This is a genomic window from Actinomadura sp. HBU206391, assembly GCF_014323665.1.
GTDB lineage: Bacteria > Actinomycetota > Actinomycetes > Streptosporangiales > Streptosporangiaceae > Actinomadura_C.
Map to the genome: position 1 here is coordinate 66,088 of NZ_JABVEB010000001.1, position 16,973 is coordinate 83,060.

Annotated in this window: 13 protein-coding genes and 3 pseudogenes; 5 read left to right on the top strand and 11 right to left on the bottom strand. The window is 68.2% G+C overall.

Annotated features, from left to right (window positions below; genetic code table 11):
• Positions 1 to 35: 35 nt before the first annotated feature.
• The gene (locus HKK72_RS00345) at positions 36 to 623 is read right to left on the bottom strand and encodes a DUF2637 domain-containing protein (protein ID WP_187232153.1); all 588 of its coding nucleotides are present in this window, start codon (positions 621 to 623) and stop codon (positions 36 to 38) included.
• Positions 620 to 934, bottom strand: a complete 315-nt coding sequence (locus tag HKK72_RS00350) for a hypothetical protein (protein WP_187232154.1) — start codon at positions 932 to 934, stop codon at positions 620 to 622. The genes HKK72_RS00345 and HKK72_RS00350 overlap by 4 nt, the downstream gene beginning before the upstream one ends.
• Positions 935 to 1,367: 433 nt before the next feature.
• Here HKK72_RS00350 and HKK72_RS40440 point away from each other — a divergent pair.
• A pseudogene (locus HKK72_RS40440) lies at positions 1,368 to 1,430 on the top strand (hypothetical protein); the annotation flags it as partial.
• Between the two features lie 127 nt (positions 1,431 to 1,557).
• On the opposite strand, the gene HKK72_RS00360 reads toward HKK72_RS40440, so the two are convergent.
• A complete protein-coding gene (locus tag HKK72_RS00360; RefSeq protein ID WP_187232155.1) occupies positions 1,558 to 1,950 on the bottom strand; it encodes an ester cyclase in 393 nt (130 codons plus the stop codon).
• 76 nt (positions 1,951 to 2,026) lie between these two features.
• Between HKK72_RS00360 and HKK72_RS00365 the strand changes: the two genes are divergently transcribed.
• Positions 2,027 to 2,647, top strand: coding sequence for a TetR/AcrR family transcriptional regulator (locus tag HKK72_RS00365; RefSeq protein WP_187232156.1), 621 nt, complete (start codon positions 2,027 to 2,029; stop codon positions 2,645 to 2,647).
• A 1,032-nt stretch (positions 2,648 to 3,679) separates the two neighbouring features.
• Here the strand turns inward: HKK72_RS00365 and HKK72_RS40445 are convergent.
• Positions 3,680 to 3,853 (bottom strand): annotated as a pseudogene (locus tag HKK72_RS40445) (LacI family DNA-binding transcriptional regulator); the annotation flags it as partial.
• 380 nt (positions 3,854 to 4,233) lie between these two features.
• Positions 4,234 to 5,043: a phosphotransferase family protein gene (locus tag HKK72_RS00375; protein ID WP_187232157.1), complete on the bottom strand. Its 810-nt coding sequence runs from the start codon at positions 5,041 to 5,043 to the stop codon at positions 4,234 to 4,236.
• Between the two features lie 852 nt (positions 5,044 to 5,895).
• Here HKK72_RS00375 and HKK72_RS00380 point away from each other — a divergent pair.
• Positions 5,896 to 6,624, top strand: coding sequence for a hypothetical protein (locus tag HKK72_RS00380; RefSeq protein WP_187232158.1), 729 nt, complete (start codon positions 5,896 to 5,898; stop codon positions 6,622 to 6,624).
• Positions 6,625 to 7,327: 703 nt separating this feature from the next.
• Entirely contained in the window at positions 7,328 to 9,007 is a 1,680-nt protein-coding gene (locus HKK72_RS00385) for a TROVE domain-containing protein (protein ID WP_187232159.1), read from the top strand.
• 207 nt (positions 9,008 to 9,214) lie between these two features.
• Here HKK72_RS00385 and HKK72_RS00390 read toward each other — a convergent pair whose 3' ends face one another.
• Together HKK72_RS00390 and HKK72_RS00395 are read right to left on the bottom strand one after the other, a co-directional pair.
• Positions 9,215 to 9,691, bottom strand: a complete 477-nt coding sequence (locus HKK72_RS00390; RefSeq protein ID WP_222720162.1) for a DUF488 domain-containing protein — start codon at positions 9,689 to 9,691, stop codon at positions 9,215 to 9,217.
• A 119-nt stretch (positions 9,692 to 9,810) separates the two neighbouring features.
• Positions 9,811 to 9,906 (bottom strand): annotated as a pseudogene (locus HKK72_RS00395) (RidA family protein); the annotation flags it as partial.
• 135 nt (positions 9,907 to 10,041) lie between these two features.
• Here HKK72_RS00395 and HKK72_RS00400 point away from each other — a divergent pair.
• A complete protein-coding gene (locus tag HKK72_RS00400; protein WP_187232161.1) occupies positions 10,042 to 11,016 on the top strand; it encodes a helix-turn-helix transcriptional regulator in 975 nt (324 codons plus the stop codon).
• Positions 11,017 to 11,119: 103 nt separating this feature from the next.
• Here the strand turns inward: HKK72_RS00400 and HKK72_RS00405 are convergent, their stop codons facing one another.
• From HKK72_RS00405 to HKK72_RS40450, 4 genes are all read right to left on the bottom strand, one after another.
• Complete coding sequence (locus HKK72_RS00405; RefSeq protein ID WP_187232162.1) at positions 11,120 to 11,665, bottom strand: GNAT family N-acetyltransferase; 546 nt, start codon at positions 11,663 to 11,665, stop codon at positions 11,120 to 11,122.
• A 77-nt stretch (positions 11,666 to 11,742) separates the two neighbouring features.
• Entirely contained in the window at positions 11,743 to 13,944 is a 2,202-nt protein-coding gene (gene katG / locus HKK72_RS00410; RefSeq protein WP_222720204.1) for a catalase/peroxidase HPI, read from the bottom strand.
• Positions 13,945 to 14,005: 61 nt separating this feature from the next.
• A complete protein-coding gene (locus tag HKK72_RS00415; protein WP_187232164.1) occupies positions 14,006 to 14,443 on the bottom strand; it encodes a Fur family transcriptional regulator in 438 nt (145 codons plus the stop codon).
• Between the two features lie 183 nt (positions 14,444 to 14,626).
• On the bottom strand, positions 14,627 to 16,804 hold the full coding sequence (locus HKK72_RS40450) for a fibronectin type III domain-containing protein (protein ID WP_315987000.1): 2,178 nt from the start codon (positions 16,802 to 16,804) through the stop codon (positions 14,627 to 14,629).
• Positions 16,805 to 16,973 lie beyond the last annotated feature (169 nt).

The following is a 16,973-nucleotide window of genomic DNA, read 5'->3' on the forward strand; positions in this document are numbered from 1 at the left end:
TCCACCAAGAGATTTTGGTGTAGGACCTCTCTACTTCATGCGGGTTGGTCAATGATGCGTTTGACTTTGCGGCGGTCGATCTTCAGTTCACGAGCGATGGCTCGTTGACTTTCGCCCGCTCCGTGCCGCACGCGCACCATCTGCTCCAGAGTTGGCGTCTCCGACGGCTCAAGTGGTGCATCGCGTTCTGCCGCTGGCGGAGCATGGCTCTCAGCCTCATCTGGCGCCGATTCCATCGTGCTGGCTTCGGACCTGATCAGCATCATGAGCAACTCGTAGGAACCGACGAGCGCCAGAGCGGGCCACGCGCTGACCAGGGCACCGATCGGTCCGTGGCCCATCCCGTGCGCCAGGTTGGCGCCGACAGTCGCCACGATCCCGACGCCCAGGCTCCAGCCAGCCAACGGTGGAACACGTCGGTCGCGCCGATTGGCATCGAGGATCACCATCGACGCGGCCCAGATGAGACCGTCCACGGTGACGGGCACCAGCCGGGCTGTTGGACCGGACTCCCCGTGAGTGACAACGAGTTCGTACGCGTGGCGATAAGAGATGATCGTGGCTACCACGGCGACGGTCAGCACCGCCACCGCCGTCGTGATCCGGATGAGTCGATCGATCATCGGCTTTCCCGCAGGCGCATCCAACGCTCCTCGCTGATCGGGCGAAGCTCGCTGGAGTCACGGAAGCATGCAGGACACAGAAGGTCCTCCGGCGCGTCTCCGTTCGGCACGTTCGGACCGGGCTCGGCAAAATCGAGTACCTTGACGACGACGTAGCACTCATCCGGGCAGCACTGGCGCAAGATCGAGCCGGGCAGCCATGCCCACGTGCACCGGTCGTGGGCGTCGGCACCACAGGGCGGATACCAGACCAGCAACGTGCTGCCATTGGGAAACTGAGGGTCGTTCTCTTCGTTGATCTTGTTTCTCATGGGGGCTCCCCTCCCGCCGGGAGGGAGCCACGGGAGCCATCTCGGGAGCCAATGCCTCCAAGCTCCCTCGGACCCGCCGCGACTCCCTCAGGGCATTGGTGCAGGTGAGGGGCTCCCCGATCGACTCAGGCAGACCTAGATCGACTCACCGGAATTGCTTCGGGACGAAGAGGTCGTGGGTTCAAATCCCGCCACCCCGACCAGGTCAGAGGCCCTGTACCGCTCCGGTACAGGGCCTCTTTCTATGCTGGGCCGCCTAACGACTCAAGCTAGGTCGACTTCCAACGCCCCGCCGATGATCTCGGCCCCTACGTGATGACCGGACGCAGCTCGTGAAGGTAGACCGCCTCCGTCGTCGCCGTCGTCGTGTGCCCGACCGAACGCGAGAGCCTCGGCCGACGAGGTCGCGACGTTCGTCGCCTTCCTCCTCAGCAACGAGGCGGCGTTCATAACCGGTGCCGCCCTCGCGATCGACGGGGGCGGCACGGCGGGGTGAGACGGCGGGCGCGACGCGGCGTCAGCGCGTCGCGCCCGCGGAGGCGGACGGGGATCCGGAGGCTGGCGCGGGCCCGACGGATTCTACGGCTGTGGTCATGGCGATCCTTGAATGTCCTTCGCGGGCCTCAGAACATGCCGTTCGGGTTCGCGGACCGCTCAGGGATCGGCTGCATGACGTCCCAGTGCTCGACGATACGGTCGCCGTCGAACCGGAAGATGTCGACGATGGCGGTACCGGTCTGGCCGGGCACCCGCACGCCGTGGACGTGCGCGACGACGTAGTCGCCCTCGGCGACGATCCGCTTGACCTCGGCGCGGAGGCCGGGGAACTCCTCGGCGATCTGCGTGACGAACCCCTTGAAGCCCTCGACGCCGTCGGCGATCCGCGGGTTGTGCTGGACGTAGCGGTCGCCGATAAGAGCTGACGCGGCGGCGAAGTCCTTGTTGTTCAGGCCAGCCTCGTAGAAGGCGAGGACGGTCTGTTTGTTCCTCTCGAGCTGCTCGGACGTGGTGTCCATGGTGATGCCTCTCCGTAAGTGAACGACTGTTGTGTTACAACTGTAGCCTAACGGCCGTTCCTCTACAATTGCGGTCATGGACTCGACTTCCTCGGTCAGGCGCGGCAGCCGGGACCGCAACCCGCGGGGCCAGGGCGAACGCCTGCGGGCGGACATCGTCACGGCCGCCCTGCGCATGCTCGACGAGCTGGCCGACGACGAGGCGCTGTCGCTACGCGCCGTCGCGCGCGAGGTCGGTATCGCCGCGACGTCCGTCTACATCCACTTCGCCGACCGCGACGCCCTGGTGCTTGCCGCCATCCGGCGCTGCAACGACGACCTGTTGCGCGCCGTCGACGAGGCCGGGGCCGCCTCCGACGATCCGGTGCAGCTGCTGCGCGCCCGCACCGTGCTGCTCGGCACCTGGGCCCACCGGCACCCGGGCCTGTACAAGGTGCTGCACGAGAGCACGCTCAACCGGCGCACCGACATGTCGTTCAAGAACGAGCTGGCAGAGCGGACCACCGCCGCGATCCAGCGGTGCATGGATGCCGGGCTCGCGCCGATCGACGACGCCGCAACCGTCACGTTCGACCTGCGCGCGGCCGTCCACGGCACCGTCTCGATGCGCGTCAACCAGCCCGATCTGCCATGGCCACCGCTGGAGGAGCAAGTCGACCGCTTCCTGGTCAAGCTCGTCGGCGTCCGTATGGCATGATCGCTGTGGCTGCCCAGTCGGACGCCGCTCGCATGGGTCGAATAGCCCGTTACGTTCACCTGGTGGCGTGTGGCCAGCCCCTCCGGCGTCTGATGCCCGGGTAGATCGCGCCCGCGGACGGTCTACGTCAATTCCGCCACCGCTCACCCCGCTGTAGAGATCCTCGAGCGTTTTGAATCAGAGGCGTATGCATCCCATGTATCTCATGTATCCCTGAGGCGCTGACCAGGACAAACGCGGGATAAATCTTGGATACACGTATGACTGCACGTGATCTGAGCAGATGTACGGATGGGCCGCCTGAAAGGCCGCCTACTTCTGCGGTCAACCACGAACGTCGACGAACTCCGCTGATGGCGTCTGCGCCGGTCGCGCTCCTGCTCGGGCAGGGAAGCGCAGGTCACCCGAGCCTGGGATTCATTCGGGACGAAGAGGTCGTGGGTTCAAATCCCGCCACCCCGACACAGGTCAGGCCCCTTTCGGGGCTTGGCCCGGAGAACTAAAACGTTCTCCTGTGGGAATTCTGTGGGACGATCTTCGGATCGTCCCACTTTCCTTTCTGGGCACGGGCCATCAGAACCTCGTCGAGGGCGATCATCAGAGACCGTGGATTCATCGCCAGACGAGCGTCCAGCGCCGCGAACCACCGCTCGGGAGCTGATCGCACACCTCCGTCCGCATGGTCTGCGTCACATGTGAGTACCGGCCGCCGATCCCCTCCAGCTCGTGACCGAGTCGCTCATGGCCGAGGACCTCCGGCGTACGCAGCTCGGCCATCAGCGTCTTGTGGGAGTGCCGCAGACCGTGGGGTGTTAGCCCGCGGGCGATCGGCGTCCAGTTCGCTTCCGCGCGGCCGGCGGCGTTCCGGCCGCGGACTGGCACACCGGGGAACGGGTCGGCGAGCAGCGGCACCGGCCGGGCCTTCTGCGGGCTCTTGGGCGGGAACCACCCCGTCGCCGCCGGTTGAAAGATCCAAGTCGCGAATCCGCTCCGTCGCCAGTGAGCAGCGACGGCCGCGTGGACCCGGCCGCCGCGAACGAACCCGAGACCAGCGATCGCGTCCTCGACCAGGACCCGGGTTCTCTCGGCCACCCGCTCGGGCCGGTTAAGGACGTTCGACACCGTCTCGGCCGAGACGCCGGCGCGGCGGGCGACGTCGGCAAGGCCCGCGCCCCTCGGCCCGGCGGCGTCCTTCCCACGGAACACGTACGTCAGCCCGTGGCAGGCGCACGGCCCGCGGCGCCGTACGGGCGATGTGCGCGGACACCAGCGCGGAGAACCGGTGCGGCAGCGTCCACGTCCCTGAAGGAGTTGTCTTTCGGCGGGCGGCGCAACAGGCTGCCGTCGTCGAGCTCGTACAGCTGGTGCGCGTCCGGTGGTGCGTGCCGCTGCGTCTGCGCGCTTCTCCGGCGGTGTACGAGTCCCACCTCCGAGGATCGCCTCGCCGGCGTCCTGGCAGCAGATGAGCGTGGTGAATCGGAGCCGCCAGATCTCGGTCATGAGCGGGACCATCTCCACATCGACGTCGACGATCGCACCGGTCGGCGTGGTCACCAGCTGGGCGGGGTGTACCTGGGTCCAGGCGGTCACCGCAGGCTCCTGCGGTAGTCGGCCCACCGGCGGGTGAGTTCGGCGTGCTCGGTAACCCAGCCTTCACCGTTGCCGGCCGCGTGCCGGGCCCACCGCTCGGCGAACGCGTCGGAGAACAGGTCGACGTCGGCTGGGTCGGCGCTGGCCCATGAGGGGAACCGGGCGACCCATCGCGCGGCCTCGGCCGGTGTATGGCCCGCCTTGAGCAGCCAGGGGATCAGGAGGCCCAACTCCACCCAAGCCGCTCCGCGGGAGGTGAACGCCCAGTCCACGACGTAGGCGCGGCCGTCGTCGGTGATGAGCAGGTTGGTGGCGTTCACGTCGGTGTGCAGGAGCGCGTCACCGGCCATCGGTGTCACGTCGTCGGCGACGGTCTCCCAGCGCCGCTCGACCCGCATGCCGACCACGTCGGGGCAGGGCACCGCCTGAAGGCCGTCGATGACTTTTACCAGCAGTTCGAGGTCTGGCGAGCCCGGTGAGTAGTCGGCATGCCTGCCGTGCACATGCTCGAACCCGAGGGCGAGCCACCCCCCGGCCTCTGCTTCCCACAGAAGCCGGGGGGCGAACTCGCACACGTGCAGGTTGATCCTGGCCTCGTTACGCAGGGACCGGACCTCCGGCCCGTCCCGATCCGCCGACACTTTCCGGGCGGCTTTGACGAACACCCGCCCGCCCACGGCGTGCACGGTGGCGGCGATGTCGGCGTGGTTCCCGGTCGGCGCGGGCTCGACGTGGTGGATCGGGCCGGTGTGCGCCTTGATCGCGCCGAGCACCTCGGGCGGCAGATCGGTCCAGTCGCTACGCATGAGACCCCTTGTCGGATCCGGATGGTGTGCGGACCGTCCGACACGATGCCATCCCAGCTGCCCATCGGCACCAGACCGCCCATGCATCACTACCGGTACGACCCGGGGAAAGGTGATGCCTACGCCGCAACGACGCTGTCATGGCTCGGGGATCCGGCCGCCGAGCCGTACGCCAGACGGGTGCTCGCTCGCTTGGAATCAGTGGCAGAGGGTCCGCCACGTCCACGCCGGGCCGCATCCGCGCGTCTTGACCTGTCGCTGGCGCTGCTGGCTGCCGGTCAGCCCGACGAGGCAGCACAACTGACCCATGCGGCAATCATGAGCGGCGTGCTGGTGCCGTCGAACTACTGGCGGGCGTCCGAGGTGCGTCCCACTGCGTCCACCGGTCGAGGAACGGCTCCTGCAGATCTCCACGGACCAGCGTCCGGCCGGCGACGATGGCGCACTCCGGGGCCTTTTCTGTCTTCGCGGTCGTCAAGAGCCGATCGGGGAGCCGACCGACCTTGGGCGATCGCCTGCGACCGGTTGGGTCGTGGCCAGTTGATTGAGGTCGAAGCAGACCTACAGACTGACCCGGTTTTCCATATGAGTGCGTTTCGTTCTAGCCCCGCGAATACGCCCACTGTCCAAAGGTTTATCGATAGCGAGATCATCGCAATCCACTGGTGAGCCTCACGCTGCGGCATCGGCTGCTGCGCTGCTAACGCGGGGGCAGGCCGAATACGCCCGCTCCGTTTGCTGCAGTGGCGCGCCCTCGGGGCCTACGCAGTAGCCACTTCTAGATATGATCACTGCTCGAAATCGCCCCGTACGACCCGAGGCACGATTCTCGCCGACCGAAATGGAGAAAGCATGGGACTCGCTGATCTGGAGACCGTCGACCTCGTCTCGTCCGACCCGGAAGGCGGCGAGGAATTGCACGTCATCGCGGGCGCGGGCTGGCCTGTGGAGGACGAAGCGCTGTATCACGTCCAGTTGCTCATCAAGATCGCCGGGGTGCTCGGATACGCCGAGAGCAGGCGGGCGGAGGGCAAGCGCTCCACGGTGACCGTGTGGGGGCCCGATGAGCCACCGGCCGGGGTACTGGAGTACCTGCGCTCCAAGGGCGTCAGGGTCCTGACCGGTGACCCTGGCTCCCGTCAGCAGGCCTCCGGACGCGTGCCGCGGATCCCGAACCTGCCCGACGGACAACCCGACATCAACGCTCTGCAGGCCGCGAACGCCGCGAACTTCGCCAGGCGACACGGCTTGGACGGGTCGGTGGAGTCGCTGCCGAGACTCGACGAGATCCTGGAGGCCAGACGTGCGGAGCACGGCCTGGGGCCGGACGATGTCGATGAGGACTTCACCGACGGCGATCTGATCGTGCTCGGCGGCGCCTACGCCGGCGAGGTGATGCGGGCGGCCGTCGGGGGCACCTGGGCGCTCGGCCCGCACGGGCCGCTCGGGCCGGTGCATCTACGGGTCGGGACGATGTCCGCCAACGTGCTGGGCAAGGTTCACAAGTACTTGCAGCACGGCGCCGCCGAATCCGTGAGCGGGATGGTGACCTTTGGGATATCGGAGCTCAACGGGCACTGATTTCCCGCCCGGCGAGGCCACGTCCTCGGGGCTCGGCCCGGCGTCGGTGCAGGTGAGGGGCTCCCCGATCGACTCAGACAAACCTCAACCGACTCACCGGAATGCTTCTGGACGAGAGGTCGTGGGTTCAAATCCCGCCACCACGACGCAGGTCAGGCCCTCTCTCGGGGCCTGGAACGGAGAGGGTACGCCCTCTCCGCGGGAGAATTCCGGGAGACGATCTTCGGATCGTCTCCCATCTTCTTTTTCAGCCGGGTCTTCAGCGACTCGTCGAGCGCAGGCACGAGTGAACCCGGGTGCATCGCCGCCCGCGCATCGGGGGACGCCCGGTCAACTCCCCGCACAACTGGCGCGCATCGCCGATTGCGCAGCGGTATTCAGGGTGCGGTTCTGGGAGGTCTTGCGGTACTTTCGACGCAGCGCCCCTCGGTGCGAAGGCCCCGGCTACTTCGGTGGATGCGCTTCGGCGCGTGTGAAACTACGCCGGTGCTGTATTGATCTCGGGGGGATACAACTTCAGATCGTTCCCGGTGCGCAGGCAATGGTCACCTCCACCTTGTGATTGGGAGGTCGCGGGTTCAAATCCCGTCGTCCCCCGCGGGGATGTAGCTCAGTCAGGCAGAGCCCTTACGTCACCGTCGCCGACTTGATCTCGGGCACGATTCCGAAGGCTCCTCCCGGTGCGACGGAAGGAGCGTTTCGCATGTCCAAGTTCAACCGCGCGGGTGTCGGCGCCGCGACGTCGAGCCCGGTGAAGTCCGAGCCGACGCCGTCCGGCCGCACCCATGAGGGAGCGCCCGGGTACGCCCGCGACGCCAAGAGCGAGCTCTACCTCCTCGCGATCAGCAACATGGTCGGCGAGGAGACCTTCTACGAGCAGGCCAGGCAGCGCGACGACCGGTACGTCCATCTCGTCCAGCGGTGCGCCATCGAAGACCCCGTCTGGACCGCCGGCCTGCTCGAGTGGATGCGCAGCGAGGCGAACATGCGGTCGGCCGCGCTGGTCGGCGCCGCCGAGTACGTCCGCGGCCGGCTGCAGCACGGCGGCGAACAGCCCCTCCCGCGCAAGCACCACACCGTCGAGGGCGGCGACTCCCTCGGCTACTCGATCGCGGCGAACCGCCGGGTCATCGCGTCGGTGCTCCAGCGCGCCGACGAGCCGGGCGAACTGCTCGCGTACTGGACGTCCAAGTACGGGCGGTCGGTGCCCAAGCCGATCAAGCGCGGCATCGAGGATGCCCTCCGCCGCCTGTACACCGAGCGCTCGCTGCTCAAGTACGACAGCGCCGGCGCCGGCTACCGGTTCGGCGATGTCATCGAGCTCACCCACCCGTCGCCGTCCTCGGCCCCGCAAGGTGATCTGTTCAAGCACGCGATCGACCGGCGCCACGGCCGCGACGTCCCCATCCCGGAGTCGCTCGTGATGCTCGGGAACCGGGCCGAGCTGATGTCGTGGCCGGTGGAGGAGCGGCGTGCGCTGTTCGACCGCACCCAGGCGGCCTTCGTGCTCAAGGACGCCGGGATGACGTGGGAGGCGGTCGCCGGGTGGCTGCAGGGGCCCATGGACGCGAAGGTGTGGGAGTCGATCGTCCCGAGCATGGGGATCTTCGCGCTCGTGCGGAACCTCCGGAACTTCGACGAGGCCGAGGTGTCCGATGAGGTCGCCGCCCAGGTCGCGGCGAAGCTCACCGACCGCGCAGTGATCGCGAAGTCTCGGATGCTGCCGTTCCGGTTCCTGTCCGCGCACCGCGCCGCGCCGTCGCTGCGGTGGGCGTGGCCGCTCGAGCAGGCCCTCAACCACTCGCTCGACAACGTCCCGCGGCTGCCCGGCCGGACGCTCGTGCTGGTCGACCGGTCACCGTCGATGTGGCACGCACAGTTCTCCAAGCGGTCGACGATGCCGTGGGCGGACGCCGCCGCGGTGTTCGGCGCCGCGGTCGCGCTGCGCGCCCAGGACGCCGACCTGGTCGAATTCGGCATCGAGAACGCCCCGATCCGGTTCAGGCGCGGCGAGTCGGTGCTGAAGGTGATCGATCGGTTCCGCCGGCTGAACGGCACCGACATCCCCTCGGCCGTGAAGGCGCACCTGCGCGGGCACGACCGGATCGTCATCGTCACCGACGAGCAGACCCGACCCGGCTACCTGCCCTCCAACGGACAGGGCTGGGGCGGGATGGCACCGACCGCGATCGACGAACTAATCCCGCAGAGCACGGCGCTGTACATGTGGAACTTCGGCGGCTACACCCACGGCGCGACGCCGTCCGGCTCCCCCAACCGGCACACCTTCGGCGGGCTCTCCGACGCGGCCTTCGGGATGATCCCGCTCCTGGAGCGGGGGCGCGACGCGGCGTGGCCGTGGGAGGTGGCGAGCGGCTCGTAACACGCGGCCGGCATCCCAACGCAAGGTTGAGGCAGTACAGAGGGCCCTGCACCGTCACAATGCAGGGCCCTCCGCCCCACGTGGCCGCCTGAAGGCCGCCTATCACCTGGGCAGTGCCGGCCGTCGCCCTGAGCGGGCGTGATCCAGGACGCCGGCCAGAGCAGCGGCGGCGATCACCGCTGCCCGCGAACCCTAGGAATTCACGCGTCACAACGGGCGCAGGTGCTCGATCGTGACGTGGTGCTGCTCGGTCAGCCGCTGGGCGATCAACGAGCGGTGGCAGGCCTCGGGGTCGCGCTCGACACAGAGCAGCGCTGCGGTCCCACTGCTCGACAGCTCCGACACGATCGGCGTGAGGCTGGCGCGGTCGAGGATCTCGGTCGTGTAGCGGCGGGTGTACTCGGCAGCGAGTTCGCGGCGCGAGCGCTTGCCGGCCCCTTGGCGGTCATCCTCGGCGTACTGGAGCCGACGTAGCTCGGTGGTCGGGGCGAGCTCGGGGTGGTGCTCGTAGGCGATCCGAGCATGGGCGAGGGCCGCCTGCAGCCGACGTGAGTTCGCCCAGGCGTACTCGGGTCCGCGGACACCGCGGCGCCGGCGTACGTCGAGCAGCAGACGAACGTCCGCGTGCCGCAGTCGTTGCAGGAAGGACTCGCCGCCGAAGCCATAGACGCCGATCGTCACCATCCTGAGCACCGCACATCACCCACCTGCCTACCACTCGTACCGGTTCGACCGGCAGGGCTGCCGGAGGCGGCGAGGCCGCATCATCCGACGGCGGTCCCCTCAAGCTCGACCATCAGGTCGCAGTACAGGGTCCGGGTGTGCCCGGAGACGATCTCACCCTGGTTGTACCCCATCTCCACCGACCACGCCCACGGGTTTACCGTCGTTCGCTCCATTGCCATATCAGCTCCATTCGATTCGTCGACATCACGTACGTCCATCGGCTAGGCAGCCGCCGTCTTTTCGTCGCGTTGATCAGCATCGCGGTAAATCACGACATCCTGTGTCGTGTATTTCTGTAGAGTTTTCGTATGCGCGCCGACCGGTTGGTCTCGCTGGTGCTGCTGCTGCGCCAGCACGGTCGGCTGTCAGCGGCGGCGCTGGCCCGCGAGCTGGAGGTATCCACCCGCACCGTGCTGCGCGACATCGAGGCGCTGTCCGCGGCCGGCGTCCCGGTCTACGCCGAACGCGGCCGGCACGGCGGTTTCGCGTTGTTGCCCGGTTTCCGGACCGAGCTCACCGGACTGAACCACGACGAGGCCCTTGCCCTGCTGGTCGCCGGTTCGCGGCGCGGCGCGCAGGCATTCGGCCTCGGCTCGGCGCTCGCATCGGCGATGCTCAAGGTGGTCGACGCGCTCCCCGAAAGCTATCGGGACACCGCGGCCGGCGCGGCCCAGCGATTGCTCATCGACCCGGAGACCGACCTCCTCTCGCGTCGGCTGGTCGCTGAGGAGGTGCCTGACACCATCGTGGCCGAGGTCCTGCGCGCGGTGTTCGCCGGACACAAGCTGCGCATCCACTACGCGGCTGTGGACCAGACCCCGCAGTGGCGCACGGTGGACCCGATCGGCCTGGTCACCGTACGCGACCAGGCCTATTTGCTGGCCACGAGGTCTGGCGAGGACCGCACCTACCGGCTGTCCCGGGTCTTGGCCGCCGAGGAACTCGCCGAACCCGCACAACGACCAGACCGGGTCGATCTGGACCGGGCCTGGCAGGAACGCAGCACGCGGTTCCGGACCGGCGGCGACCAAGTCACCGTGCTGGTACGGGTGAACCCGGCGCGGCGGGAGGACCTGGTGGGCACCGCACTGGCCGTCCGCGCCGAAGAAGCCGACCCAGACGGCCGGCTGCGGCTGGAGGTGACCTTCCAAGATCCGAGACACGCCGAATGGGCGCTGTGGCAGCTCAGCACGAACGCGGAAGCCCTGGCCCCGCAGTGGTTGCGCAACTCCCTGCGCAACCGCGCCGCCGCGATCGCCACCCGCTACGGAATGTCATCCTGAGAGTTGTCGCCTTCTTGGGGTAGCGGTGGCCGACCGAGTTGCCAACTTCTCAGCGCCTGTGTAGCGGCCGTGTCGCAGGTGCGAACGGGTTTGGTCGCGGGTGTCACAGAGGTGTCAGGACCATGAGGATCTCGTCTAGGTCGTCACCGGGGGCGAGGCGGAGGGCGCTGGGCCAGCGGCCGATCTCTTTCCAGCCGAGACCACCGTAGAAGTCCTCCAGGCCGACACCGGCCCGCGCGGCCAGATGGAGTTGTTCCAGGCCCATCGCATCGCGGGCGACCTGGCGGGTGTGGTTCATGAGGGCGGACCCGATGCCACGGCCGCGGAAGGCGGTGTGTGACTGGACGTGGTAGACGGTGCCCCAGTGCGCGACCAGCGGATGGGGGTCGCGGCGGATGTTCAGCCAGCCCGCCAGAACGCCGTCGACCAGAGCCACGACCAATCGGCTGCGCTGTGGGTGCAGGCCGGTGATGAGCTGTTCGGCCACCGGGGCGACATCCTCGACGGTGACGGGAGGGAAGGGGAACCCCGCGGCTCCGCCGGCATTGGTCACCTTGACCCAGCAGTCGACCAGCTCGCGGGTCAGCTCGGCGTCGATCTCATGAGGGTGGTGGATCTGACGCATATCGGGGACGTTTTTGCTGGTCATGGCAGGGATTGCGACAGACGGCCCTGCAGGCTGAGGACGTCCAGGTCGGCCCGTGCGGGCCGACCTGGACGTGACGATCAGACGAGGTCGAACCGGTCGAGGTTCATCACCTTGTCCCACGCCGCGACGAAGTCGTTCACGAACTTCGACTTCGCGTCGTCGCTCGCGTAGACCTCGGCGACCGCGCGCAGCTCGGAGTTCGAGCCGAAGACGAGGTCGACGCGGCTACCGGTCCACTTGACCTCGCCCGTGGCGCGGTCGCGACCCTCGAAGGTCCCCGCGTCCTCGGACGTCGCCTTCCACTCCGTCCCCATGTCGAGCAGGTTCGTGAAGAAGTCGTTGGTCAGCGACCCGGGCGTCGAGGTGAAGACGCCCAGCGGGGACTGCCCGGAGTTCGCGCCCAGGACGCGCAGGCCGCCCACGAGGACGGTCATCTCGGGCGCGCTCAGGGTCAGCAGGTTCGCGCGGTCGACCAGGAGGAACTCGGCCGGCAGCCGGTTGCCCTTTCCGAGGTGGTTGCGGAACCCGTCAGCGGTCGGCTCGATCGCGACGAACGACTCCACGTCGGTCTGCTCCTGCGACGCGTCCGTGCGCCCCGGGGTGAACGGGACCGCGACGTCGTGGCCGGCGTTCTTGGCGGCCTGCTCGACGGCGGCGCAGCCACCGAGCACGATCAGGTCGGCGAGCGAGACCTTCTTGCCACCGGTCTGGGAGCTGTTGAAGGCCTCCTGGATCCCCTCCAGGGTGCGCAGCACCTGCGCCAGCGTGTCGGGGTCGTTGGCCTCCCACTCCCGCTGGGGCTCGAGGCGGATGCGCGCCCCGTTCGCCCCGCCGCGCTTGTCGCTCCCGCGGAACGTCGAGGCCGACGCCCACGCGGTGGAGACGAGCTGGGAGATCGACAGCCCGGAGTCGAGGATCTTGCTCTTGAGTGCGGCGACGTCCTCGTCCCCGACCAGCTCGTGGTCGACGGCGGGTACGGGGTCCTGCCAGACCAGCGTCTCCTGCGGGACCAGCGGACCGAGGTAGCGCTGGATCGGACCCATGTCACGGTGCGTCAGCTTGAACCACGCCCGGGCGAACGCGTCGGCGAACTCGTCGGGGTTCTCGAAGAAGCGCCGGGAGATCCGCTCGTAGATCGGGTCCACCCGCAGCGCGAGGTCGGTCGTCAGCATCGTCGGGGTGCGCGTGAGCTCACCGGTCTCGGGGTCCGGGACGGTGTTGGCCCCGGCCCCGTCCTTCGGCTTCCACTGGTGGGCGCCGGCGGGACTCTTGGTCAGCTCCCACTCGTAGCGGAACAGGTTGTCGAAGAAGCTGTTGCTCCACGTCGTCGGTGTGGCCGTCCAGGTGACCTCGAGGCCGCTGGTGATCGCGTCCCGGCCCTTGCCGCTGCCGAAGGACTGCTTCCAGCCGAGGCCCTGCTCCTCGAGAGGGGCGCCCTCGGGCTCGGGGCCGACGTACTGGTCCGGGTCGGCCGCACCGTGGGTCTTGCCGAACGTGTGCCCGCCCGCGATCAGCGCGACGGTCTCCTCGTCGTTCATCGCCATCCGCCGGAACGTCTCGCGGATGTCCCGGGCCGAGGCGAGCGGGTCCGGGTTGGCGTTCGGGCCCTCGGGGTTGACGTAGATGAGGCCCATCTGGACGGCGGCCAGCGGGTTCTCGAGCTCCCGGTCACCGGCGTACCGCTCGTCGCCGAGCCAGGTGCGCTCGGGACCCCAGTAGACGTCCTCGTCGGGCTCCCAGACGTCGGCCCGGCCGCCGGCGAAGCCGAAGGTCTTGAAGCCCATCGTCTCCAGGGCGCGGTTGCCCGTGAAGATCATCAGGTCGGCCCACGAGATCTTGCGGCCGTACTTCTTCTTCACCGGCCAGAGCAGGCGGCGTGCCTTGTCGAGGTTCCCGTTGTCGGGCCAGCTGTTGAGCGGCGCGAAGCGCTGCATGCCGGCGCCGGCGCCGCCGCGGCCGTCCTCGATGCGATACGTGCCGGCGCTGTGCCACGCCATTCGGATCATGAACGGCCCGTAATGGCCGAAGTCGGCGGGCCACCAGTCCTGCGACGCCGTCAGCACCTCGTCGACGTCCCTCGCCAGGGCGTCGAGGTCGAGGGAGTTGAACTCAGCGGCGTAGTCGAAGTCCTCCCCCATGGGGTTCGCCACGGCGGGGTGCTTCCGGAGGATCTTCAGATTGAGCTGGTTCGGCCACCAGTCACGGTTGCTCCCGCCCTCGGTCGGGTGATTGAAGCGCCCGGCTGAGACCGGGCATCCGCCCGCGCTCTCCTCATTCATCTCACCGACGCGGGTGTCATGGCTTTCAGACACGGGAATCCTTCCGGATCAGAGCTTGCGCTCAGGAACTTTTTGCGGTGGAGCAACCGGGGCACAGGCCCCAGTAGACGACCTCGGCCTCGTCGATCGCGAAGCCCTGATCGTTGGACGCGGTCAGGCAGGGCGCCTCGCCGACCGCGCAGTCGACATCGGCGACGACACCGCACGACCGGCACACGACGTGGTGGTGGTTGTCCCCGATGCGCCCCTCGAACCGGGCCGGGCTGCCGGCCGGTTCGATGCGGCGCACGAGTCCCGCCGCGGTGAGCGCATGGAGGGCCTCGTACACGGCTTGAAGGGAGACATGGCCCACGCGATCGCGCACCCCGGAGGCGATCGCCTCGACGCCGAGGTGGTCACCGGCACGGACGGTCTCGAGCAGTGCGACGCGGGCGGCCGTCACCCGCAGGCCGACACCGCGCAACTCCTCGGCGGTGGTCGGAATCCGGGATGCGGTCATGGGCCAAACCTACCCTTACAAACGCGAACGATCCAAGACAACGAATAGTCCAAGTCTAGATGCCGCGTCGGCAACGGTGGTCGGCGGCCTGGTCGAACGCCTGTACGCCTGTACGCGATGGCCGACAACGCGGACGGCCCACCCACACCGGCTGGGTGTGGGTGGGCCGGGGAGCGCCGGCTGTCAGGCGCAGGTGTATCCGGACGGAACCTCGGCATTGCCGTTCGGGCGGCTCGCCTGGAAACCGACGCTGGTGCTGGCTCCGGGGGCGAGCGTGCCGTTGTGGCCGGCGTTCCTGATGATCACGGTCTGCCCGCTGACGGTGACGGCGCCGTTCCACGAGCCGGTCAGCGTGTGCCCGGCCGGCAGCGTGAAGGTGACCGCCCATCCGGTCCTCGTCGAGGTGCCGGTGTTGGTAATGGTCAGCGGCTGGACGACGTACCCGGTGGGCCATTGGGTCTGCACGGTCGCAACGACCGTGCAGGTTCCGGTGGACGTGCCGGGCTGGGTGGTGACCTCCGCGGTGTTCGAGACCGGCGAGGTGTTGCCCGCGTCGTCCTTCGCCCTGACCTGGTAGCGATAGGTGGTGCTCGGGGTCAGGCCGGTGTCGCCGAACGAGGTCGTGACCGAGGTGCCGACCTGGGTGAACGTGCCACCGCTCGCGCCGGGCGCGCGCAGGATGTCGTAGCCCGCGACGCCGTTGTCGTCCGTCGAGGCGGTCCAGCTCAGGTTCGTGCCCGTGGAGGTGGTGCCCGAGGCCGCCAAGCCGGCCGGGGCCGTCGGCGGCGAGGTGTCGCCACCGCCGCCGGTGGTCGTGGTGAACGTGACCGGCTGCGAGTCGGCGGACAGGTTGCCCGCGCCGTCACGCGCCCGCACGTACACCTGGTACTGGGTGTTCGCGGTCAGCCCGGTAAGGGTGATCGAGTTGGTGGTGGACTGGCCGAGTTGCGGGTCGGTGGCGCCCTGCTCGCGGTGGACGTTGTAGCCGGCCAGGCCGGAACCGCCCTGGTCGGTGGACGCGGCCCAGGTGAGCGTGGCACTGGTGGCGGTCACGTTGGACGCGGCCGGGGTGCCCGGCGTACTCGGCGGAGTGGTGTCGCTGCCGGAATCGGTGAGGGTGGGAGTCTGCCAGTCTCTCCACTCGGACAGATTGCCGAGCGCCCTGGACGAGATCCTGATCGCGCCGGGAGCATTGCCCGTCTTCAGCAGGAACTTCTGGATGTTCTGCTGCAACGGGGTCCTCCATTCAGACCTGTTGGCGCAGTGGTTACCGTCCTGAATGTCGGACCAGTAGGTGATGTTGTCCCCCGCGCCGAGCGCCTTGTAGACCTCCGCTCCGCCCAAGGCCGCCACACTCGCCGACCTGGGACCCAGATTGGCGATGTGCGGATTGTCCATGATGAAAAGTCCTCGCGGCGCGACCATGCCCACCATCTGGTGCGTGTCCACCGGCAGCCTGGTCGGGCTGCTCGTGAAGGAGCCGAACGCGTCGCCCAGCCACGGCTGCTCTCCGTAGGCGCTGCTCAGACTCTGGGCGCCTTCCCCCGGAATCCCGCGGAAGATGGGAACACCAGCGCTACCCGACTCGATCGGCATGGTCAAAGCGATGCGCTGATCGAACGCACCGGTCACGAGGGCGCCCTTTCCGAACCGCGAACATCCCGTGACGCCGGTCGCATCCGCTTTGAGGATGCTGCCGTCCGACTGCTCGATGACGTCGATGATCCGGCTCACCCCCCAGCCCCAGGCGAGCAGCAGCCCTGTGCTGCTCGAGGAGCCGTAGACGCTGTAGAACGCGCCTTGTTTGTTGTTCCGTGGCGTGCCCTCTCGCCCGACCACGTAGGGGTCGTAGTTGATGACGGCGGCACCGGCCGCTCTGATGGCGGCCGTGTCGGCTCCAAGTCCTCCCAGGACGACGACGGCCGGGAAAGGTCCGGAACCACTCGGCAGTGAGACGCTCGCCGAGAAGCCGGCGCTCCTGCCGCCCTGGCTCACGTTCACCGTGATGCCGGTCCTCGAGACCGTCCCCGTGACACTCGCCGGCTTCACGGGCTTCTCGCCGTAGACGAATTTCTCCGCCAGCCTCTTGATCTCTTCCCGTCGGCACCGCCACTCGGACTTGGCGGAGATGCGCGTACCATCCAGCTTTCTGAAGGGATCGGGGAGCCTGGAGTCGGTGGGCAGGGATCCTGCGTCGGGCAGGCCGGGCACTGCGCAGTCGGCACCCTCGTTCTCGACTCCAGCGGCCGCAGCGGCCTCGGTGGGGGCCACCGTCACTGCGCCGGCGACCGAGAGCGTCACCGCCACGGCCAGCGCGACGACCCTCGAACGGACCTTGGAGCGGGCCAGGCTGGTGATCACTAGGGCTCTCCCTCCGGCCGGGGCATTGGCGATCAGTCTGAGAATCCGTTCGAAACATGTCAATGCGGATATCGAAATGTTTCGAAGACCGCCCACAGGTCGCTTCCCTGAGCTGGAAATATGCCTAATTCTGGTACCGAAACTTTCGGAAACCAAACTGAAGGTAAGG